The organism is Paenarthrobacter sp. 4246, assembly GCF_040546855.1.
GTDB lineage: Bacteria > Actinomycetota > Actinomycetes > Actinomycetales > Micrococcaceae > Arthrobacter.
The window spans coordinates 104,169-124,852 of the sequence record NZ_JBEPOP010000006.1 but is presented as its reverse complement, the minus strand read 5'-3'; the positions used below and the strand labels follow the sequence as shown (position 1 = coordinate 124,852).

The window sequence follows — 20,684 nt, the reverse complement described above, 5'->3', positions numbered from 1 at the left end:
GCCCTGACACTATCTTAAATGAGAATGATTCGCATATTTGGCCCGCATGTGGCATTTAATGCCAATGTTGCTCGTTGGGATTGTGATTACCTGTCATCTTGGCGCGGGCAAGCCGGCAGCGGGGACCCCTGCAGCGCGCTCGGCTGCTTCGAGAGCCTCTGCGAGGCGTTCGACGGCGGCCCGGTAGTCAGTTCCAGCCGTCAGCTTGCAGTATTCGGCCTCCCGCATGGCCCGGGTGAGCGCAGCAGTCTCCACTGACCTCACGTCCGTCATGGCCGGGAAATCGATGGTGCGTGCGGGGTCCAGCTCATACCGGCTCCACTGTTCCAGGACGTACTTGTGGCGGGCGACGTCGTCGGCATAACCGGCACGACGGCGGGGCTCGGCGGCGTGGATCCGCTCCACTTTGCGGATGCTGGCCAAGGTTGCTGCCGCTGTGGCGAGGCCGACGGAAATCATGATGAGCCCTGCCGGAGGCCACTGCACCGCGGGAACCAGGATGGCGGGCGCCACGACGACGAGCCCCCCGAACACGTCCCAAAAAAGCCCATCCGGCTCCGCGCCGCGGCCGTAGGTCATTTTCCTGTGCAGGACGTACGTGGTTGCTGCGGTTGCGAGAACCAGAGCTACACCCCACAGGAGCATCATGGCGGGCATCGGACCACCTCCAGGCGAATTCGCTGCTTTGCCTTTAGTATGCGGCAGTGTCCGCGTTGGCGCGAGGGGTCAGGTTGGCGGGAGGGTCAGGTTGTCGGGCCCGGGGCGTAGCCTAGGCACCATGAGACTGAAAATGTGCAGCATCCACGTCAAAGACCCGGCAGCAGCCCATGTTTTCTACACGGAGACGCTGGGCTTCGAGACCTTGATGGCCATGCCCGAGTACAACCTCTTCATCATCAAGGATCCCGGCGCGGACAACAGCACGTCGCCCGGCCTGCTGCTGGAACCCAGCGACAACCCCATCGCCTCGAACTACATGAACGCGCTGCATGAGTCCGGCCTGGCCGCCATCACTTTCGGCGTGCCCGATGTCAAGGCTGAATACGAGCGTCTGCTTGCCGCCGGCGTGACGTTCCAAGGAGAACCGACCGAAGATCCGTCCGGCGTCAGTGCGGTTTTCGACGACGGGTGCGGCAACTTCATTCAGCTCCACCAGGACTAGCCGGCTTAAACAGTTGTGGCCGGGACCACTGGTCCCGGCCACAACTTACACAGACTAAGCGTGGTCGCGCTTGGAGGTCTTGGGGGCGTCGCGCTTTGCGGCGGCGTTGTCCCGCGCTTCCTTGGTGGCGGCCTTCTTTGCGGCTTCATCCTTGACCCGCTGGGCTTCGGAACGGACGGCAGCGTGGGTGGCGCGCTCGGTGACCAGCCACTGCGGCGGAGCCTGCAGCAGCTCGGTGATTTCCGCCGTCGTGAGCGCATCCTCAACGCCGCCGCGGGCGAGGCCGCTGATGGAGATGTTGAGCTTGTGAGCGACTACCGGGCGCGGGTGCGGGCCGTTCCGGCGAAGTTCGGCGAGCCATTCCGGGGGATTGGCCTGGAGTTCGGCGAATTCGTCACGGGTGATGGACGAATCCTGGAACTCTTGGGGTGTCGCGGGCAGGTAGATGCCGAGTTTCTTGGCAACTGTTGCCGGCTTCATGGACTGGGAGTTCGAGGACGTCATGCTTCAAGGGTATCTGGCCGGTACTGTGAGTGTGTGCCAGACGCTGAAGAATCCGCCGAAACAACCGAACCCCTAGCCGGTCTCCGCTTCGCCTATGTTGCGGGTGTGACGCCTGGGAAATGGATCCGGCGTTGGGAAGAGCGGATGCCCAACTTCCCGTTGCACTCGTTCATGTCCGACGACGCCGCGCAGGTTTCGGTGTTGCGTGACGGTTCGGCTGACCTGAGTTTTGTTCGGTTGCCCGTGGACCGGGAGGGCCTGAACGTCATCCCCCTGTATGAAGAGCAGCCTGTTGTGGTTGCTCCCAAAGGGCACGAGATTTCGGTGTTCGAAGAGGTGGCCCTCGATGATCTTTCCGAGGAGAACTTCCTTGACATTGAGGAGATGGGCGGGCCGGACATGGCCCTCCAAGTAGTCGCGTCCGGTGCTGGGCTGGCGATCCTGCCGATGTCAGTTGCACGGCACTTGAACGCCAAAGACACCGTAATGCGCCGCTTGACCGGCGCTCCCGGGACCCAGATCGGCCTTGCTTGGCTTGTTGGAACCGACAGCCCCGTGATCGAGGAGTTCATTGGAATTGTGCGTGGGCGGACCGCGCAGAGTTCACGCCAACCCTCGGCCCAGCAGGAGAAGCCCAAGAAGGAACCCAAGCCCGATCGCCGCGGGGGAGGCCCCAAGAAGCCTGCGGTCGCGCAGCGTTACGCCCCGAATCCTGACAAGGGCCGGGGTAAAGGTTCACGCAAGAAGGGCAAGCGCTGACTACGCGCCGTGGATTGCGGTCTGTTGCTGCTCTGACCGGTTGAGGTAGGCGAGGAGAAGGTCGCCGGCCCGTTCCAGCTCGCCGGCCTCCAACGCTGAGCAGATTTGCTCATTTTCCTTCAGCCAATCGCTGTAGAAGTGAGCGTTCATGGTGGCTTTGTGGAAGTAGAGCCGCATCTCGGCCAGGATCTGCGCCATGATCGTGTTCAAGCGGTTGCTCTCGGCGAGGGCCACGATTGCACCGTGGAAATGCTGGTTTGCGCTGCCCAGGCCTTCGTTGTCGTTGGCCGCTGCCGCCCGCTTGCCTTCCTCGACGGCGGCCCTGACGGCAGCGATCCGCTCCGGCGAACCACCCGCGCGGATAGAGCTGACCTCTATAGCCCGCCGAACCGTGTAAACATCGTGGATGTCGCCTGCTTCGAGAGTGGCAACAAAAACACCCTTGTTGGGTTGGCGGAGGAGTAGCCGCTCACCGGCAAGCTCGGCGAACGCTTCGCGGACGGTGTTCCGGGACACTCCCAGGTCCTCGGCAATAGTGGCTTCGGTGAGTTTTGCGCCCGGCACCAGGAAGCCCTCGGCCAGTTGATAGCGCAGTTCTTCGGCGACTCTCTCAGCTACGGATGGAACTCTCATCCGGACGCGTGCCCGCGCGCTATCAAGGCCAACGTGTTCGCTTTTTTCCTGATCTACACCGGCCATGACACCAAAATTACACGATTGCCGAAAACTGGGATCGCTGGATTGTTGAACAATCCAGCAGATTGAGGCATCCTAGATGTAACGCACATCACGAGGCAGGGATCACATCATGGCAATCATTGATATGAACAGCGACGTCGGAGAGTCTTTCGGGCGCTGGACACTAGGCGATGACGCAGCCATGTTTGAGTCTGTCTCCAGTGCCAACGTTGCCTGCGGATTCCACGCTGGCGACCCCAGCGTCATCCGCGACACCTGCGAAAAGGCGGCCAAGGCCGGCGTCGTTATTGGCGCCCATGTTGGCTACCGCGACCTCGCTGGATTCGGGCGCCGCTTCATGGACATCGATCCCCGGGAACTGGCAGATGATGTGGTGTACCAGATTGGTGCCCTGCAGGCTCTGGCGGCCACCGCCGGCGTGCGCGTCCAGTACGTGAAGCCCCATGGTGGCCTCTACAACGCGATCGTGAAGCATACGGCCCAGGCCCGTGCCGTTGTCGAAGCTGTGAAGTCGGTGGACCCCAACCTTCCGATTCTCGGCCTCCCGGGCTCCGAAGTCCTGCGTCTCGCTGAAGACGCAGGTCTTCGCGGCGTTGCCGAGGCTTTTGCGGACCGTGCCTACAACCCGGATGGAACGCTGGTTTCCCGCTCACAGGCGGGCGCCGTTCTCCATGATCCGGCCCAAGTGGCAGAGCACGTCCTGCGCATGGCCACCGAACAATCCGTCAAGACCATTGATGGTTCCATCCTGAAAATCCGCGCAGAGAGCATTTGCGTGCATGGTGACTCACCGGGGGCCGTTGCCATGGCCACCGCAGTGAAGTCCGCTTTGGGCGAGGCCGGCGTCACCGTCGGCTCGTTCCTCTAATCCGTTCCATTCAGGCCCAGCACTACATCCCTCACCCCCGGAGGAAACCATGACCAGCACCAACAAGGCAGCCAAGGCCGTGACAAGGAAGCCACCGGCCGGCGCCATCAAGGCTTATGTCGCCAGCCTCACCGGCACCTCGCTTGAGTACTACGACTTCGCCATCTACTCGGTGGCTTCGGCCCTCGTGTTTCCCAAGATCTTCTTCCCCGGCAATGACGAATTTGTCGCGTTGCTGCTCTCCTTCTCGGCCTTTGCAGTTGGCTACTTGGCCCGCCCCATTGGTGGCGTTATCTTTGGCCGATTGGGCGACAAGATCGGCCGCAAGTACGTCCTGGTCTTCACGCTCGTTTTGATCGGCGTCGCAACCGTCCTGATCGGCGCTTTGCCCGACTACTCGGTGATCGGCGTTGCGGCTCCCACCATTCTCGTCTTGCTGCGCCTGGCTCAGGGCATCGGCGTCGGCGGCGAATGGGGCGGTGCAGTACTGCTGTCCAGCGAATTCGGCGATCCCAATAAGCGGGGTTTCTGGTCTTCCGCAGCACAGATCGGCCCGCCCGCCGGTAACCTCATGGCCAATGGTGTTCTTGCCATCCTGGCCGCCTCGCTGAGCGAAGAGGCCTTCCTCTCCTGGGGCTGGCGTGTAGCCTTCCTTGCCTCCGCGTTGCTGGTGGTCTTCGGCCTGGTCATCCGACTCAAGCTTGAAGAAACCCCGGTGTTCAAGGCCATCCAGGCCCACGGCGATCGTCCCAAGGCTCCTATCAAGGAAGTCTTCACCACGCAGCCCAAGGCGCTGGTGGCCGCAGCGCTGTCCCGAGTTTGCCCTGACATCCTTTACGCGCTGTTCACGGTGTTCGTCGCCGTTTACGCCACCAAGGAACTGGGCATGACAACTGGCAACGTCCTTTCCGCCATCCTGATCGGCTCCGCCTTCCAGCTCTTCCTGATCCCGTTGGCCGGTGCGTTGACGGACCGCTTCAACCGACGCTGGGTCTATGGCATCGCTGCAGCTGCGACCGCCGCCTATATCCCGCTGTTCTTCCTGATGATCCAAGGCAAGTCCGTGGCCATGCTGACAGTCGGTACCGTCATCGGCCTGGCCCTGCACGCCTTCATGTACGGACCTCAGGCGGCCTTCATCACCGAACAGTTCCCGGCCAGGCTCCGTTACGCCGGCAGCTCACTGGCGTACACCTTGGCCGGTGTGATCGGTGGAGCCGTTGCACCCATCATCTTCACCGCTCTCTACGGCGCGGCAGGTGGAGGCTGGTACCTGATCGCTGTGTACATCCTCGTCGCTGCTGTTGTGACGATCGTGGGCATGCTCCTCGGTCGCGACCCCAAGCCGGAAGAGGACGTCCGTTTGATGCAGGGGACGCACGCTCAGCCGGCGTCGTAGCGAAAATGGAAACCGTGATGCACACAGCCACCGCAAAAAGGGTTCGTTCTGTCAGGCCCGTCGGTACCCGTGCCGTGCTGGCTGAACTGGACGGGCTGCGGGACGTCTTGGCCTTGCAGGACATGCTCAACAAGTCCCCGCTGCCGGGACAAGTGGACGTTCTTGCCGCCGCCGAAACTGTCATGGTGGTGGGCGAGTCCGCAGCGGCCACCCGCGCCATCGGCGCCCGGTTGCTCGAGCTGGAAATCACCGCTCCGGAAGTCACCGACTCCGGGCTGGTGGTCATCGAGACCGTATACGACGGCGATGACCTCGCCGACGTCGCGGAGCTCACAGGCCTGAGCGTGGACGGCGTCATAGCCGCCCATACCGGCCAGGTCTGGACCGTTGCTTTCGCGGGCTTCGCACCAGGTTTCGGTTACATGGTGGGCGAGAACGAGGCCCTCACGGTTCCGCGCCGGTCTTCCCCGCGGACAGCCGTTCCCGCTGGATCCGTTGCCCTCGGCGGCCAATACTCGGCCGTTTATCCCCGCCGGTCTCCGGGCGGTTGGCAGTTGATTGGCCGGACCGGGGCGCGGATGTGGGACCTTGACCGTGACCAGCCTGCCTTGGTTCGACCCGGAGACCGTGTGCATTACAAAGCCGTCCGCGAGGTTGTGACGGCCGGCGCTTCCCCGGCAGGGGAAACCGCAGCCGGAGACTCCCCGGCCGGCGGCTCCGACAAGGAGCGCCACACCGAGTCCGGCCTTCGGGTCCTGAATCCTGGGGCCCAAAGCCTCATCCAGGACCTCGGCCGCCGGGGCTACGGTCCGCTGGGAGTGTCTGCTGCCGGGGCTTTGGACCGGGCATCGCTGCGCCGCGCCAATCGGCTGGTGGGGAATGCTTCGTCGGCTGCAGCCATTGAGAGCGTCAACGGCGGTCTAGCGGTGGAAGCAATCGGCGACCAAGTGATTGCTGTGGCGGGTGCGCCGACGACGCTGACCATCGAGTCGCCATCGTGGGTTGGTCCTGAAGGATCCGACGACGACGGCTACGTCCAGCCCGGCGCTCAGCGGACCGTCCCCATGGCCGCGCCCTTCGCATTGCTCGACGGCGAAGTGCTCACCGTGGGCGCTCCCGAGTCGGGATTCCGAAACTATGTAGCGATCCGTGGCGGCGTTGATGCCCCTGAGGTTCTGGGCAGTCGGTCCGCTGACACGATGTCCGGGATTGGTCCCGCACCTTTGGCAGTTGGCCAGGAGCTCCCGGCCGGTGAAGCCACCGCCTCCACAGCAGTGGAAAGCCCAGAGCTCCAACCGGATTTCCCCGGCCTTCCCGGCCAGGGCGTCACGGTACTCGACGTCGTTCCCGGACCACGTGCCGACTGGTTCGACCCCGAAGCGCTTGATTCCCTCTGCGGCCAGGAGTGGCTGGTCACGCCGCAGTCCAACCGTGTGGGCATGCGCCTGGACGGAACCCCGTTGCGGCGCACCCGTGAGGGCGAACTCCCCAGCGAGGGCACCATGGCCGGCGCCCTTCAGATTCCACCCGCGGGACTGCCCGTCCTCTTCCTGGCGGACCATCCCATCACAGGTGGCTATCCGGTGATTGGGGTGGTGCGCGACGAACACCTTGACCTCGCTGCCCAGGTCCCCATCGGCGGACGTATCCGGTTCCGCCTCGTTGCAGATGCGCCGGACTTCACCACGACGTTTACCAAGACCCCAGAGAATTGAGTATGTGATGCGCAAGGTCCTGATCGCGAACCGCGGCGAAATCGCAGTCCGCGTCGCCCGAGCCTGCGACGACGCCGGCATCCAGTCGGTCGCCGTCTATGCAGATATCGACGCCGATGCCATGCACGTTGGCGCTGCCGACGAAGCCTACAGCCTGGGCGGCAACTCACCGGCTGATACCTACCTGAACATTGGGAAACTCCTCAGTGTTGCTGAGGAGTCCGGCGCTGACGCCGTCCATCCCGGCTACGGTTTCCTGTCCGAGAATGCGGACTTTGCACAAGCAGTACTCGACGCCGGACTCGAGTGGATCGGCCCCTCGCCGGAGTCGATTCGCCAGTTGGGCAACAAGATCACCGCCCGCGAAATCGCCGTCCGCGCCGGCGCACCTTTGGTGGCCGGCAGCGACGGCCCGGTGTCGTCTGCGGCAGAGGCCCGCGCTTTCGCCGAAGATCATGGACTCCCGCTGGCCATCAAGGCCGCGTTCGGTGGAGGTGGCCGCGGACTCAAGGTGGTTCGCGAGCTCGCCGAAGTAGAGGAAGCCTTCGACTCCGCAGTGCGTGAAGCAGTAGCTGCGTTCGGTCGTGGCGAGTGCTTTGTGGAGCAGTACCTCGACCGGCCCCGGCATGTGGAGGCGCAGGTCATCGCAGACATCCACGGCAACGTGGTGGTGGTGGGAACCCGCGACTGCTCCCTGCAGCGCCGCCACCAAAAGCTCGTGGAAGAGGCTCCGGCGCCCTTCTTGAGCGAGGAACAGCGGCAGCAAATCTACCAGGGCTCCAAGGCCATTGTGCGCGAAGCCGGCTACTACGGCGCCGGGACAGTGGAATTCCTGGTCTCAGCCGACGGGGCCGTGGCTTTCCTGGAGGTCAACACCCGGCTTCAGGTTGAGCACCCCATCACGGAAGAAACCGCGGGGATTGACCTTGTCCAGGAGCAATTCCGCATTGCTGCCGGTCTGCCGCTGAGCATCACCGAGGATCCCACCCCACGTGGACACTCCTTCGAGTTCCGCATCAACGCCGAGGATGTGGGCCGCGGGTTCTTGCCGTCCCCTGGCACCGTGGCTTCCTTTGAGGCGCCCACCGGCCCAGGCATCCGCTTGGACACCGGAGTCCGGTCCGGTTCCCTCGTCGCGCCCCAATTCGACTCCCTGCTGGCCAAGTTGATCGTGAGCGGAGCTGATCGCCAGCAGGCACTCCGCCGCGCACGCCGGGCACTCGCCGAAATCAACATCACAGGACTCGCCACCGTTCTGCCATTCCACCGCGCGGTTCTGGAATCCGAAGACTTCACGTCCATTGCCGGAATGCGAGTCCACACCCGATGGATCGAAACCGACTTTGCGGACCAGATCCCGGTGGATCCCGAGTACAACGTGGTGGCCCCGGGAGGTGAGCGCAGAACCATCACTATCGATGTGGACGGAAAACGCCTCGCTGTGGGACTTCCCGCTGACCTGCTGGACGGCTGGGCCCGATCAGGGCAAGGCCTTCCGACGGCGTCCGACGTGACGGGGTTGCCGGGTTCTGCCGCCGGTGCCGGGGACTCGCCAGCCGAATCCGCGCTCGTCTCCAGCATGGCCGGCACAGTAGTGAAGTGGCTGGTGGAACCCGGTGAGGAGGTCGCCGCGGGTGACCCTTTGGTGGTCCTTGAAGCCATGAAGATGGAAACCCAAGTTCCCGCCCACCGGACAGGCACGCTGTCCAAAGTCCTGTCCGCGCCGGGTGGAGTGGTCGCCGCCGGCGCTGTGATGGCGTACATCGAGTAGCTCCGCTAGGCGTGTGCCTCCGCTGAAATGCCCAGCACGCTGTCCAGCAGGCTGTTGCGGAACTTGCCTGTGGGGTCGTTGGCCTGAACCAAGGCGCGGAAGTCTTCGAACCGCGGGTAGAGCGCGGCGAAGTCGTACTGCCCGGGAGTGAAGAGTTTGCCCCAGTGGGGGCGTGCCCCGAACGGACGCAACGCTTCCTCAAGTTCGGGGAGCACTGCTTCCACGTCGGACTGCAGGGGCTTCCACGTGAAGTGCAGCGCCACACTGTGCTGCTGATAGAACGGGCTGAGCCAGAACTCGTCAGCGGCAATGGTGCGGATTTCCGAGATGAACAAGAGCGGAGCCAGCTTGCCTGCAAGCGTGCGGACTGCCTGCAAGGCAGCAGGGGCTTGGTCCAGCGGCAGCAAGAACTCGCTCTGCAGCTCCTCACCGTTGCTCGGTGTGAATTCGTGGCGGAAGTGTGGCAAGCGGTCCAGCCATTTTCCAGCGACATCCAGCTGCTCGGTGCAGTTTTCGGCCGACATGTCCGGCAGGGGGTGCATGGCCGCGGTCGCTGCTGTTGCTCCAAAGAGGTCCGGCAGGGGAGCCTCGGAGTCGAGTGCTTTGAGCCAGACCTGCGGGATGGTGTCTCCGGTGTAATTCGTGAAGAAGCTGACGCTATAGGCGCTGGATGCGATGGCTTGGAAGTTCGCCAAGGCACCTTCCCATGACAACCCGGTGAGCACACGCTGTCGGACCTCATAGCTTGGACGGACCGCCAACTCTAGTCCCGTGACGATGCCAAGTGCGCCCAATCCCACCACGCTGGCGAGGAAATCGTCGTCGTCCGCTGTCAGTGTCACCAGCTCGCCGGAGGCGCGCACCAGGTCAACACCCACGACGGCGGCCGCCAGGGAGGGGTTGTTGACCCCACTGCCGTGCGTGCCGGTTTGGATGGCACCGGCGACAGAGATGTGGGGAAGCGAAGCAAGATTGTGGATGGCATAGCCCCGCTCCTCAAGCGCGCGCCCGAGGGCGCCGTAGCTGATGCCGCCGCTGACTTTTACTGTGCCCTTGGCGGTGTCCAACAGGATTTCCTGGGGGAGGGCGTCGAGGAGGATGTGGGTCCCGTCCGTGTCGGCCACTGTGTTGAAGGAGTGCCTCGAGCCGAGGGCCTTGACCTGGGTCGCATCAGCTACGAGCTCGCGCAGCTGATCCACGGTGGTGGGCCGCTGGACGTCCGCTGACGAGTACTCAAGATTTCCTGCCCAGTTCTTCATCGAAAGATCTCCCGCTTGTATTTGTAGACTCCCGCAATTGTTAACGTTCTCAACTAATTGCGTCAAGAGGTGTCCAACCCCTTGCCGATAGAGTTCAAGAAACCCGCTGTCTACCAGGAGCTGCACGTGAGCCAGGGATCCAAACCCACCATCCGGGATGTTGCGAAGGCCGCTGACGTATCGCTGACCACTGTGTCTTACGTGCTTTCCGGCCGCCACGGCGGGACAACCCGGATCAGCCAGCCCACACAGGACCGGGTGTTGGCGGCCGTGAAGGAGCTCGGTTACGTGCCCAATCAGGCCGCGCGGGGCATGCGTCGGGGGAAGACGGACGTGGTGGCCGTGGCTATCGGGAACCTCGATTGGCCATGGGACCGCGCCCTCGCCACGGCGGCGGCCCGGATCCTCCCGGAGCACGGGTACCAGCCGGTGATCCTGCTGGGCGACGATTGGCGGAAGTTCATGATGTCCGGGGGTGCCGATGGCGTCATCATCGGCTACTTCCCCGAGGCCAAGGCGGACGACGAAACCGTTACCGAGCTGGCTCGCCGCGGCGTCGCCCAAGTGGTGATCTCCGGAACGATGAAGCCCTCCGGGTTTGACGTCCTGGCTCCCGAATCCGATGAAGGGCTCGCGGAGTGCATGGAGTTCCTCACGGCGTCCCACCGCAGAATCGCGTGCATCCGCAGGGCAGACCCGGCCGGCCGGCCCAAGAGCCGCTTTGCCGCCTATGCTGCCGGGTTGGAGAAGGCAGGCATACCCCTGGATGAGTCCCTGGTCAGGACGTCGCAGCACCACCCTGCCACCGCGTACCAGTCAGCGGTGGAACTACTCGAGCTGCCGGACCGGCCCACGGCCATCTTCTGCACTGACGATATGGAAGCGCTGCAAGCCATCCGTGCCGCGTACCGCCTGGGCCTGCGGGTCCCTGAGGATATCCAGATTGTTGGCGTGGGGAACTCCACCGAGGGCCAGGAGTATGACCCGGCTCTGACCACCGTTGGTCCGGACCCCATTTTTGAGCAGGTGGTCAGGATGCTGCTTGATCGCCTGGCGGGAGTCACTCCCGTTGAGGGCATCCGGGTCGCGTCGCCGTGGACGTTGCACCGACGCGGCTCGACGCAAAGCTAGCTAGTCCTTCAGCGGGCGGCGCGCCAGCCAGGCAGCCACAATTGCCCCCGAGATGTTGTGCCACACCGAGAACACGGCCGACGGCAGTGCGGCCAAGGGGCTGAAGTGCGCTGTGGCCAGAGTGGCGGCCAGGCCGGAGTTCTGCATGCCAACTTCAAATGCGAGGGCGCGGCGTGCCTTGTCGTCCAGCCGGCCGAGCTTGCCGGCCAGGTAGCCGAGGCCAAGGCCGAAGCCGTTGTGGAGGACAACGGCCAGGAAAACGATCGCGCCTGCAGCCACGATCTTGCTGGCACTTCCCGCAACGACAATGGCTACGATCAGCGAAATCACGACGGCGGACGCCCACGGCAGTGCGGGAAGAACCTTTGCGACGAGCTTCGAGAGGAAGAGGCGGGCCAACAGGCCTGCGATGACCGGCAGCAGCACCGTCTTCACGATGTCCATCACCATGGCACCAGCTTCGATGTGCAGGAAAGATCCGGCCAGGAAAAGTGTCAGGGCAGGGGTCACGATGGGCGCGATCAGCGTGGAAACCGAGGCGACGGCCACGGACAGGGCAACATCGCCCTTGGCCAGGAACGCCATGACGTTCGAGGCGGTACCCGAAGGTGCGCAACCCACCAGGATCAGTCCGACGGCCAGTTCCGGCGGCAACTGCAGGAGGACGGCGATAAGCCACCCGGCGCCGGGCATGATTACGTAGTGCGCCACAATGCCAAGTGCAACGGCCCATGGACGCCGTGCCACCGACGCAAAGTCCGGCGGGGTGAGCGTGAGTCCCATGCAGAACATGATGACGCCCAGCAGGTAGGGAACCGCCACGCCCATGGGCTTGAAAAGATCGGGAATCAGGAACCCAAGAACACCGGCAACCACCACTAGAAGCGGGAACACTGTGACGGCAATGCGCGCAATCTTGGCTTCAGCAGCAAGGGCGGCGTTGACGGGCGCAGCGGCTTGATCGGTTTTCGACGGGGTATTGGTTGCCTCAAGCATTCATCCATGCTCACATCCGCCCAGTAGCTGCAACGAATTCTTTACTTTCGGGTGAGCGTATATGTCAGACAACCGCTGTTTCGTCAGGAGTTGAGCTTTCCCGCCAGCCGCTCGCGCATGCGGACGCTGGCCTCGTTGAGCCCAATAAACTCCACCTCGCGCCCGTGATTCCGGTACTTTTCGGTCACGGAATCCAGCACGGCAACAGTGGACGCGTCCCAGATGTGGGAGCCGTGCAGATCGATGATCACACGATCTATGCCTTCTGAGGAATCTTTCGCGTAGTCGAACTGGGTGTAGAGGTCGTTGGACGATGCAAAGAACAGCTCGCCGTCCACGGTGTAGGTGGCCACGTTCTCGCCGTTGAGTTCGAGTTCCGTCCGCTCCACCGTCGCGAAGTGGGCCACCCGCCGCGCGAACAGCACCATTGCAGTCAAGACGCCGACGCCGACACCCACCGCGAGGTTGTGCGTCGCCACTACAGCGGCAACAGTAATCAGCATGACGGCGGTCTCCGACTTGGGCAGTCGCTTGAGCGTAGAAGGCTGGATCGAGTGCCAGTCGAAGGTAATCAGCGAAACAAAAATCATCACGGCAACCAGCGCCGCCATGGGAATCATGCCCACGACGTCGCCGAGGACCACTACCAGCACCAGCAGGAACACGCCGGCCAGGAACGTCGAGAGCCGGCTTCGAGCCCCTGAGCCTTTGACGTTGATCATGGTCTGACCGATCACCGCACAGCCACCCAAGCCGCCAAGGAAACCGGTGACAATGTTGGCTGCGCCCTGGCCCCAGGAAACGCGGGTCTTGTTGGACCGGGTGTCCGTGATGTCGTCCACCAACTTGGCGGTCATCAGGGACTCCAGCAGGCCTACCAACGCCATGGACAGTGCGAAGGGTGCAATGATCTGGAAAGTTTCCAGGTTCAGGGGAACGTTGGGCAGGAAGAAACCTGGCAGGCTGTCCGGGAGTTCACCCTTATCGCTGACAGTCGGAACGTCGATGCCACCCACCACAGTGACCAACGTGATGGCAACAATAGCCACGAGAGGTGCCGGAATCGCTGTGGTCAGGCGGGGCAGCCCGAACACAATGACCAGACCAACAGTGACAATCGGGTAGACCATCCACGGCACGTTGAAGAGCTCGGGCATCTGTGACATGAAGACCAGGATGGCCAGCGCGTTCACGAAGCCGATCATCACGGACCGCGGGATGAAACGCATGAGTTTGGTGACGCCGAGTACCGCAAGGATGATCTGGAAAACACCCGCCAGGATGATCGTCGCGATCAGGTAGTCGAGCCCGTGCTCCTTCATTACCGGGGCGATCACCAACGCCACAGCACCGGTGGCTGCGGAAATCATGGCAGGCCGGCCACCCACCAAAGCTGTTACTACGCCCATGGTGAAGGAAGCGAACAGCCCGATTCGCGGATCAACCCCCGCAATCACCGAGAACGCGATGGCCTCGGGAATCAAAGCCAACGCCACCACGAGACCCGCGAGGGATTCCGTCAGCAGGCGGCGGGGCGAGCGGAAGGTCGCCCGCAGTGACATGAGTTGCTCGGGAGTCATGGGTCCTTACAGTGCAGTTGTCCTAGAGCGCAGTCTGGCGGTAGCGCTCAATCTGCTTAAGGCGCCGCAGGAGGCTGTCGCGCCGCGGGTGCGGAACGACGTCGGGCGCCTCAGCGGTGAGATCGATATGTTCGGTTCCGTACTGCCACAGCAGGAGGTCATCCAGGAGGCGGTCGGGGCCGGGGGAGTAGCGGTGGTCCAAGGCTTTCCGGACCTCGGTGATCCGGTTGGCGCTGAGCAGGCCCGCGAGCTCCACGGTCTTGGTGAGTCCGTGGGCGGCGAGCAATTCGGCAGCCCATCCCCAGTCGTCATCCACTTTACGGTCAACGTGCGGCAAGAGCGTACGCCAGACATCCCGGACCCGGTTGGGGGTCAGGGGTGAGCCGCCCTCGCCCTCAAGGTCCCAGTAACTGCGGACTTCCTCGTACCGCTCGTGAAGGTCGGCGAAGGCACTTTCAACGGTCTCCAGCATGGCTGCTGTTGCAGTGAACTGACGGTCGAAGTGGGGCGTCCATGCCCGGGGGTCTTCGGCCTTGAACCGGATGTCGTGCTCGATTTCGCTCCAGGCGTGGGCGAAGACGGTACGGATCTGGCACTCGAAGAAATAACTGCCGTTGGCTGGCATGTCCGGGTTGAAGACGTGCTGGTACTCCTTGACGGCCTCGTTCTGGATGGTGCGCAGGATGAGGTGCCGGCTGGAGTAGCCGTAGGTTCCGGACTCGATGGAGCCGATGTCCTTCTCGCGGTCGCCGCGGCAGTCAAAGAGCTGCCGCTGGCGCTTAATGATGTTGGCCACCGCAGCGTTCTCGGCGGGCAGCTTGGTGATGACACGGATGCCCACCATGTCGTTCAACGTGCGGAATGGGTCAGGGAACTTCAGGACACGCGGACCACCCGGCTCCAGGGGATCATCGGTGCGGGAAATCTTTTCGCGGAAGGACTCCACTGTTTTGGTCCGTCCGGTGACAAACAAAGGAGTGACCTCGGCGTCGTTCAGCATGTCCCTCAAGGTGAGCAGGACATCACGCGTGACCCGCTTCAGGGCAGGGCGGACACGCTCATAGAGCGCCACGTTTGCTTCCACTGCGTCGCGCTGATCCTGGTCCAGGCTGTCCCAATTGCTTGCCATGCCCCCAGCTTACGGGGCGGGTCCGACACAGAACCCAGCCACTCGCCGTCGGGGTGCCTCTAGCCAAACCAGTGAATCGTCACGATAGGCTCAGTACAAAGGAGGGCGCAATGTTGCGGCACAAGTACAGCTACGGCGAACACCCCAGCCAATGGGGCGAACTCTTCATACCTGAACCGTCCAACGGAAACCATCGCGGCGCGTCTGCGCTGGCCGGTGGAATCGCTGTTGTGATCCATGGCGGTTACTGGCGGTCCCAGTACGGCGCGGAGCTTGGCGAGCCCCTTGCGCGGGACCTCGCAGCGCACGGCATCACCGCCTGGAACCTCGAGTATCGGCGGGCCGGCAACGGCGGTGGTTGGCCCCATACTTTCGAGGACATCCTGGCCGGCATCGACCACCTGTCCACCATCGCCGGTGATCACAATCTCCAGCTCGGCAAAGTAGTCGCCTTGGGCCACTCGGCCGGCGGCCATTTGGCGGTCTGGGCTGCTGGCCGGCAGCGGCTCTCGGACATCGGAGCGCCCGACGCCGACCGCCAACTCCAGCGCAGCCCGGAGGACAACGCCGTGCACCTGACCGGCGTCGTCAGCCAGTCCGGGCTCCTGAACCTCGCCGCGGCAGAGAAGCTAAACCTCAGCAATGGCGCCGTCTGCAACCTCATGGGCGGGGATTCCCATAGATTCCCCAAACGGCATAAGTACGCGGACCCCATGAGCTCGCTGCCGCTGGACGTCCCCGTATATGCAGTCCACGCCACGGACGACGAGGACGTTCCCGCCAGCCAGTCTGAGGCATACGTTGCTGCAGCCACGGCGGCCGGAAGCGCCGCCCAGTTGCTCCGCGTTCCCGGGGACCACTTCGACCTGATCGATCCCAAAGCCGTCGCTTATAAGAAGTGCCGCGAACTGGTCCAGCGTCTGCTCTCGTAATCTGTACGTCGAGGGGCTTGCCTCTGGCAGAGTTGTCCCATGCTGACAGTCATTGGTGAAGCTCTTGTTGATGTGGTCCAACGCTCGTCTGGAATCGAGGCGCACGTTGGCGGTAGTCCACTCAACGTTGCCGTCGGCTTGGCGCGCCTTGACCACCCGGTGCAGTTCATCGGGCGCTATGGTCGGGACGCCTACGGTGACTCCGTGGCGGCACACCTCCGCTCAAGCTCCGTGATGGTGCCGCTGCCTCCGGATGAGAAGCCCACCAGCGTGGCCACCGCGCAAATCGACGACGACGGCGCCGCCACCTACGTTTTTGACCTCGCCTGGGAATTGCCGGGACTCGCCGCGAGGTTGCCCCTGATGCTGCAGGGTGCCACCTTGCTGCACACAGGCTCCATAGCCACCGCACTGGAGCCGGGTGCCGCAGAGGTGCTTGCCGCCGTCGAACATGCCCACCCGAGCAGCACCATCAGCTTCGATCCCAACTGCCGTCCGAGCATCATTACGGACGTTGACTACGCGCGGACACAAGCCGAGCGCTTCGTGGCGCTGTCCGACATCGTCAAGGCATCAGATGAGGACCTTGAGTGGCTGTACCCTGGCATCGATCCAACGGAATCCGCGCGCCGCTGGCTGACGTTGGGAGGCAACGAAGGCCCGGCGCTGGTAGTAGTGACGCGTGGTTCCCTTGGTCCGTGGGGCATCACCAGGGCAGGCGAGACCCAGATTCCGGCGCCATCCGTGAACGTGGTGGACACCGTGGGCGCAGGGGATTCGTTCATGGCTGCGCTGTTGTCCGCCATTGTGGACCATGGGCTGGATGGCGCACAGAATCGTGACGCCTTGAGGGCCATGCCGACTGAGACCTTGGCTGCCATCATGGACCATGCAACCCGCGCAGCTGCGGTGACGGTGTCACGGGCAGGCGCAAATCCGCCCACGCGGGCTGAGCTCAACCACGGAGTGGCTTAGCCACGGGCCGAAAGCGTAGGGACCTAGCTGGCGCCGTGACCGGCGGCCACTTCCTCGCCTGCCTTCACCGGCCCTGGCGGAGTGCCGTTCCCAAACGGACTTCCACCCAGGGATTCCCTTCCATGGGGACTCAGCCAGCCGGAAAGATCCGGTCCCGCAGGAACGATCTGCGTGGGATTAATGTCCTCGTGGACGATGTAGTAGTGCTGCTTGATCTGCACAAAGTCGATGGTGTCCCCAAACCCAGGCGTCTGGAACAAGTCCCGGGCGTAGCCCCATAGCGCCGGCATTTCGCTGAGTTTGTTGCGGTTGCACTTGAAGTGTCCGTGATAGACGGCGTCGAAGCGCGCCAGGGTGGTGAAGAGCCGGACGTCGGCTTCGGTGATGGAATCGCCCACGAGGTACCGTTGGCCGGTCAACCGTTCCTCAAGCCAGTCCAACGCGTTCCAGAGCCGGGCATAGGCGGAATCGTAGGCATCCTGGGACCCGGCGAAGCCGCACCTGTAGACCCCGTTGTTGACCTCGGTGAAAACTCTCTTGTTGACGGCGTCGATTTCCTCCCGCAGGTGTTCCGGATACAGCTGCGGCGCGCCAGGACGATGGAACTCCGTCCACTCCGTGGAGAAGTCCAGAGTGATCTGGGGGAAGTTGTTGGTCACCACTTCACCGCTGGGAATGTCCACGATGGCCGGAACGGTGATTCCGCGGGGGTAATCCGGGAAACGGCGGAGGAATGCCTCCTGCAGTCGCTCGATGCCCAGAATGGGATCCCTGCCGTCAGGGTCCAGATCGAAGGTCCAGGACCGGGCGTCGTGCGTGGGACCAGGCTGGCCAAGGCTGATGACGTCCTCAAGTCCCAGGAGCCTGCGGACGATGACAGTGCGGTTGGCCCAGGGGCAAGCCCGTGCCGCTATCAGCCGGTATCGCCCGGGCTCCACGGGCCAGCCGGGCTCGCCGTTGTGTCCGGTGGCGCCGTCACGGGTGATCCGGTCCTCGATGTAGTTGGTATCGCGGTTGAACTCACTGCCAGTGACGTACGCGCCGCGGGTGCTGTGTTCGTCGACTTCGCTGGTCTTCTCACTCATGACTTCACCCTAAGCCGGGCTCCCTGAACTGCGCGACCTTGTGGGCCGTGGCGCCCACGTAGACTGGCATGATGCGGCTCGTAGCAAGCGATATTGACGGCACCATCCTCGGTCACGACGGCAAAATCAGTGACCGGACCATCAAGGCATTCCAGGCGTGCCGCGACGCAGGGGTGGAACTCGTCTTCGTCACGGGTCGTCCGCCACGCTGGCTGTACCCGCTTGAGGAGCAGCTCGGCCATAGCGGAATCGTGATCTGTTCCAATGGAGCGGTGGTGTGGGACCTGGAAACCGAGAAAGCACTCTCTTCATGTGCCCTGGACGCCGCCTCCGTCTTTGAGGCGCGCCGCATCATCAAGTCACTCCGGCCCGACGCCCTCTTCGCCGTTGAGACCCTCACGGGTTTTCAGCTTGAGCCGGGCTTCATCGAGAACGAAACAAGCGAGCTTCTCGCCGAATTCACCCCAAAGCCGCTGGCTGAGACGCTCACGGCGGATGACGCCGTCGTGAAGTTCCTGGCGATCACCCGCAAAGGTACGCCGGACGAATTCCTCGCCGAAGTTCAGCCGGCCGTCGCGCATCTGGTGAGCACCACGCACTCAGCACCCCGGACGGCGATGCTGGAAATGTCCGTTCCCGGCATCAACAAGGCCGTCACTCTGGCCAAGTACGCCGAGTCCCTGGGAATCGAAGCCGCTGATGTGGTGGCGTTCGGGGACATGCCCAATGACATCGAGATGCTTCGCTGGGCCGGCCACGGCTACGCGATGGCCAGCGGACACCCGGAGGCCATCCTCGCCGCCGGACAGCAGGCACCGCACTTCGACGATGACGGCGTGGCCCAGATTCTCGAGGCAAAGCTGACGGAGCAGCGCGTCTAGTTCTGTCGGAGGCGCGGAATCCAGCAGCGCACTGAGTCGCGGTAACGCCGGAAGTCGGCTCCAAACCGGCGTTCCAGATCAGCCTCCTCATGTGGCCTAACAGCGTAATTCCACAGGAGCGAGCCGATGACGGCGTAGGCGATCACCAGCCACGAACCCAGCACAAGGCCCACAGCAGCGCCTTGGGAAATTCCTGCCACGGCCATGGGATTCCGAACCCACCTGTATGGACCGGCGATGACCAGACGGTTTGGCATGGCGGACGGCAAGGGGGTGCCGCCTCCGGTTGAGGACATAGTCACCGCGGAAGCGATACCTAGCGAACTGGCCAATAACAGCACCACGAAGCCGACGGGTGCGGCCGCCGAGGGGAACAGCAGGGAGACGCCCCACCGCTGCTCCAACCACCATATGACGGACGGCAGCACCACCAGGAAGAAACCCCAGAAGAGAATCAATTGACCCATGGTTGACCCCACGTTGGTTGCAGTGCCGCGCAGCGTGGATGCCGGACGGAACGCGAACGGTCCCCGCACGATCAACTCTGTGGGCACCCGTCCCTGCGCCACAAAGAACAGCGCAACCAGTGAGCATGCGGCGGCGGCGAACATGATCAGGACGCCCCACCCCGCCTCGGTAGTGATGGTTGCGTAGACAGCCAAGGCAACTGCAACGATTCCAGTCCAACCAGTTGCCACCACTGCTGCTGCCCTGACGCCGAAGGCCGCGACACCCGAGGCGATGACGAACAAGGGAATGTCGAAGGCGGCTACGGAGACGGGATCCAGGCGGCCAAGAGTGGCTGCGCGTATTGCCGGTGACAGGAAGACGCCAACCCACCACGCGAGGCCTGCCACAGCTTGGACAGCGAAGTAGATCCGGCCCCACCCGTGTGCCTGCGAAGGGGCATGGCCCTCCGAGCTCACGGGTGCCGCACGCCCTCGCCGGCCAACAGCGCGCGGTAGCCTTCTTTGAACGTGGGGAAGGTGAACTCAAAACCCGTCGCCCGAATCCGTGCGTTGCTGCAGCGCTTGTCGCCCGGGCCGGCGTCGGACGCGTCCCCGGGTGCCGCAGTCGTGGGTTCCGGGCATCCCATCTCTGAGGCGAGGAACCGCATGACGTCGCCCATCTCCGCCGCTTGGTTATCAACACCGACGTACACGGGGTCCGGGTCCTGGTCCATGGTGGTGAGGTGGACAATCATGGCCGCAGCGTCGTCCCTGTGGACGCGATTGGTATGCCGGGGTCGGGCCGGAATGACGGCTTTGCCGCTACGGACTTGATCGATCAGCCGGGTGCGTCCCGGCCCGTAAATGCCACCGAGCCGCAGCGAAACAGGCTGGGTGCCGGTTCCACGGGCTCGGGCGAACAGCAGATTTTCTGCCTCCACCAGGACTTTGCCGCTGAACCGTGTGGGCTCCGTGGGGGTGGCCTCGTCCACCACAGCCCCGCCGGAGTCCTTGTACACAGCCGTGGAGGAGACGAACAGGATGCGCCGCGGTTGAATGGACTGCCGTTTCAGGGCGTCCAGCACGTTCTCTACGCCGCTCACATAGGCAGCGCGGTAGGCCTCTTCGGTGGAAGCATCGGCCGCAATGGCCACCACCACAATGTCCACGTCTGAGGGCAGTTCCGGCAGCTCGGTGGAGAGGTCCGCGTACACGCCGCGGATTTCGGCAGGCAACTTCTCGGGGGACCTACGCAAGCCCACCACCTTATGGCCCGCAGCGGCGAAGCGGAGTCCGGCTTCGGTCCCAAGGTCGCCGCATCCGGCAATCAACACAGTCATGCCCTTTAGTTTGCCAGTCCCGCGGTGTCACTCAGTTCCCAGCTTTTATA

Annotated in this window: 20 protein-coding genes; 10 read left to right on the top strand and 10 right to left on the bottom strand. The window is 63.5% G+C overall.

Going from position 1 to position 20,684, the window contains the following annotated elements; genetic code table 11:
- Positions 1-93: 93 nt before the first annotated feature.
- Complete coding sequence (locus ABIE35_RS12800; RefSeq protein ID WP_354515417.1) at positions 94-657, bottom strand: hypothetical protein; 564 nt, start codon at positions 655-657, stop codon at positions 94-96.
- A gap of 121 nt (positions 658-778) precedes the next feature.
- Between ABIE35_RS12800 and ABIE35_RS12795 the strand changes: the two genes are divergently transcribed.
- Positions 779-1,162 (top strand): VOC family protein, encoded by a 384-nt coding sequence (locus ABIE35_RS12795; RefSeq protein ID WP_354515415.1) that lies wholly within the window; start codon positions 779-781, stop codon positions 1,160-1,162.
- A 54-nt stretch (positions 1,163-1,216) separates the two neighbouring features.
- On the opposite strand, the gene ABIE35_RS12790 is transcribed toward ABIE35_RS12795, so the two are convergent.
- Positions 1,217-1,666 (bottom strand): DUF5997 family protein, encoded by a 450-nt coding sequence (locus ABIE35_RS12790; RefSeq protein WP_354515413.1) that lies wholly within the window; start codon positions 1,664-1,666, stop codon positions 1,217-1,219.
- Between the two features lie 33 nt (positions 1,667-1,699).
- Between ABIE35_RS12790 and ABIE35_RS12785 the strand changes: the two genes are divergently transcribed.
- Positions 1,700-2,425, top strand: coding sequence for a LysR family transcriptional regulator substrate-binding protein (locus ABIE35_RS12785; protein WP_354515411.1), 726 nt, complete (start codon positions 1,700-1,702; stop codon positions 2,423-2,425).
- Here the strand turns inward: ABIE35_RS12785 and ABIE35_RS12780 are convergent, their stop codons facing one another.
- Positions 2,426-3,124: a GntR family transcriptional regulator gene (locus ABIE35_RS12780; protein WP_354515409.1), complete on the bottom strand. Its 699-nt coding sequence runs from the start codon at positions 3,122-3,124 to the stop codon at positions 2,426-2,428.
- 109 nt (positions 3,125-3,233) lie between these two features.
- On the opposite strand from ABIE35_RS12780, the gene ABIE35_RS12775 reads away from it, so the two are divergent.
- Genes ABIE35_RS12775 through ABIE35_RS12760 form a run of 4 tightly spaced genes read left to right on the top strand, consistent with a single transcriptional unit; the run spans position 3,234 to position 8,877 of the window.
- Positions 3,234-3,992 carry a LamB/YcsF family protein gene (locus ABIE35_RS12775; protein WP_354515407.1) on the top strand — a complete coding sequence of 253 codons (759 nt, stop codon included), beginning with the start codon at positions 3,234-3,236 and terminating at the stop codon, positions 3,990-3,992.
- A gap of 49 nt (positions 3,993-4,041) precedes the next feature.
- The gene (locus ABIE35_RS12770) at positions 4,042-5,391 is read left to right on the top strand and encodes an MFS transporter (RefSeq protein WP_354515405.1); all 1,350 of its coding nucleotides are present in this window, start codon (positions 4,042-4,044) and stop codon (positions 5,389-5,391) included.
- Between the two features lie 5 nt (positions 5,392-5,396).
- Positions 5,397-7,106: a 5-oxoprolinase subunit B/C family protein gene (locus tag ABIE35_RS12765; protein WP_354515403.1), complete on the top strand. Its 1,710-nt coding sequence runs from the start codon at positions 5,397-5,399 to the stop codon at positions 7,104-7,106.
- Between the two features lie 7 nt (positions 7,107-7,113).
- On the top strand, positions 7,114-8,877 hold the full coding sequence (locus tag ABIE35_RS12760; RefSeq protein WP_354515793.1) for an acetyl/propionyl/methylcrotonyl-CoA carboxylase subunit alpha: 1,764 nt from the start codon (positions 7,114-7,116) through the stop codon (positions 8,875-8,877).
- Positions 8,878-8,882: 5 nt separating this feature from the next.
- Here ABIE35_RS12760 and ABIE35_RS12755 read toward each other — a convergent pair whose 3' ends face one another.
- Entirely contained in the window at positions 8,883-10,136 is a 1,254-nt protein-coding gene (locus ABIE35_RS12755) for a D-arabinono-1,4-lactone oxidase (RefSeq protein WP_354515401.1), read from the bottom strand.
- Between the two features lie 126 nt (positions 10,137-10,262).
- Between ABIE35_RS12755 and ABIE35_RS12750 the strand changes: the two genes are divergently transcribed.
- A complete protein-coding gene (locus tag ABIE35_RS12750) occupies positions 10,263-11,267 on the top strand; it encodes a LacI family DNA-binding transcriptional regulator (protein ID WP_354515399.1) in 1,005 nt (334 codons plus the stop codon).
- On the opposite strand, the gene ABIE35_RS12745 is transcribed toward ABIE35_RS12750, so the two are convergent.
- From ABIE35_RS12745 to ABIE35_RS12735, 3 genes are all read right to left on the bottom strand, one after another.
- Positions 11,268-12,263: a bile acid:sodium symporter family protein gene (locus tag ABIE35_RS12745; protein WP_354515397.1), complete on the bottom strand. Its 996-nt coding sequence runs from the start codon at positions 12,261-12,263 to the stop codon at positions 11,268-11,270. It abuts the gene before it with no gap.
- 83 nt (positions 12,264-12,346) lie between these two features.
- Positions 12,347-13,843, bottom strand: a complete 1,497-nt coding sequence (locus ABIE35_RS12740) for a SulP family inorganic anion transporter (protein ID WP_354515395.1) — start codon at positions 13,841-13,843, stop codon at positions 12,347-12,349.
- Between the two features lie 22 nt (positions 13,844-13,865).
- Positions 13,866-14,972 (bottom strand): GTP pyrophosphokinase, encoded by a 1,107-nt coding sequence (locus ABIE35_RS12735; protein ID WP_354515393.1) that lies wholly within the window; start codon positions 14,970-14,972, stop codon positions 13,866-13,868.
- A gap of 110 nt (positions 14,973-15,082) precedes the next feature.
- Here ABIE35_RS12735 and ABIE35_RS12730 point away from each other — a divergent pair, with 110 nt between their 5' ends.
- Both ABIE35_RS12730 and ABIE35_RS12725 read left to right on the top strand, forming a co-directional pair.
- Entirely contained in the window at positions 15,083-15,904 is an 822-nt protein-coding gene (locus ABIE35_RS12730) for an alpha/beta hydrolase fold domain-containing protein (RefSeq protein ID WP_354515392.1), read from the top strand.
- 39 nt (positions 15,905-15,943) lie between these two features.
- Complete coding sequence (locus ABIE35_RS12725) at positions 15,944-16,879, top strand: carbohydrate kinase family protein (protein WP_354515390.1); 936 nt, start codon at positions 15,944-15,946, stop codon at positions 16,877-16,879.
- A gap of 23 nt (positions 16,880-16,902) precedes the next feature.
- On the opposite strand, the gene ABIE35_RS12720 is transcribed toward ABIE35_RS12725, so the two are convergent.
- Positions 16,903-17,964 carry a glutathione S-transferase family protein gene (locus ABIE35_RS12720; RefSeq protein WP_354515389.1) on the bottom strand — a complete coding sequence of 354 codons (1,062 nt, stop codon included), beginning with the start codon at positions 17,962-17,964 and terminating at the stop codon, positions 16,903-16,905.
- Between the two features lie 71 nt (positions 17,965-18,035).
- On the opposite strand from ABIE35_RS12720, the gene ABIE35_RS12715 reads away from it, so the two are divergent.
- Entirely contained in the window at positions 18,036-18,845 is an 810-nt protein-coding gene (locus ABIE35_RS12715) for an HAD family hydrolase (protein ID WP_354515791.1), read from the top strand.
- On the opposite strand, the gene ABIE35_RS12710 is transcribed toward ABIE35_RS12715, so the two are convergent.
- Complete coding sequence (locus ABIE35_RS12710) at positions 18,842-19,771, bottom strand: methyltransferase family protein (protein WP_354515387.1); 930 nt, start codon at positions 19,769-19,771, stop codon at positions 18,842-18,844. The genes ABIE35_RS12715 and ABIE35_RS12710 overlap by 4 nt on opposite strands.
- A complete protein-coding gene (locus ABIE35_RS12705) occupies positions 19,768-20,634 on the bottom strand; it encodes an SDR family oxidoreductase (RefSeq protein ID WP_354515384.1) in 867 nt (288 codons plus the stop codon). Before ABIE35_RS12705 ends, ABIE35_RS12710 begins: the two co-directional genes overlap by 4 nt.
- Positions 20,635-20,684 lie beyond the last annotated feature (50 nt).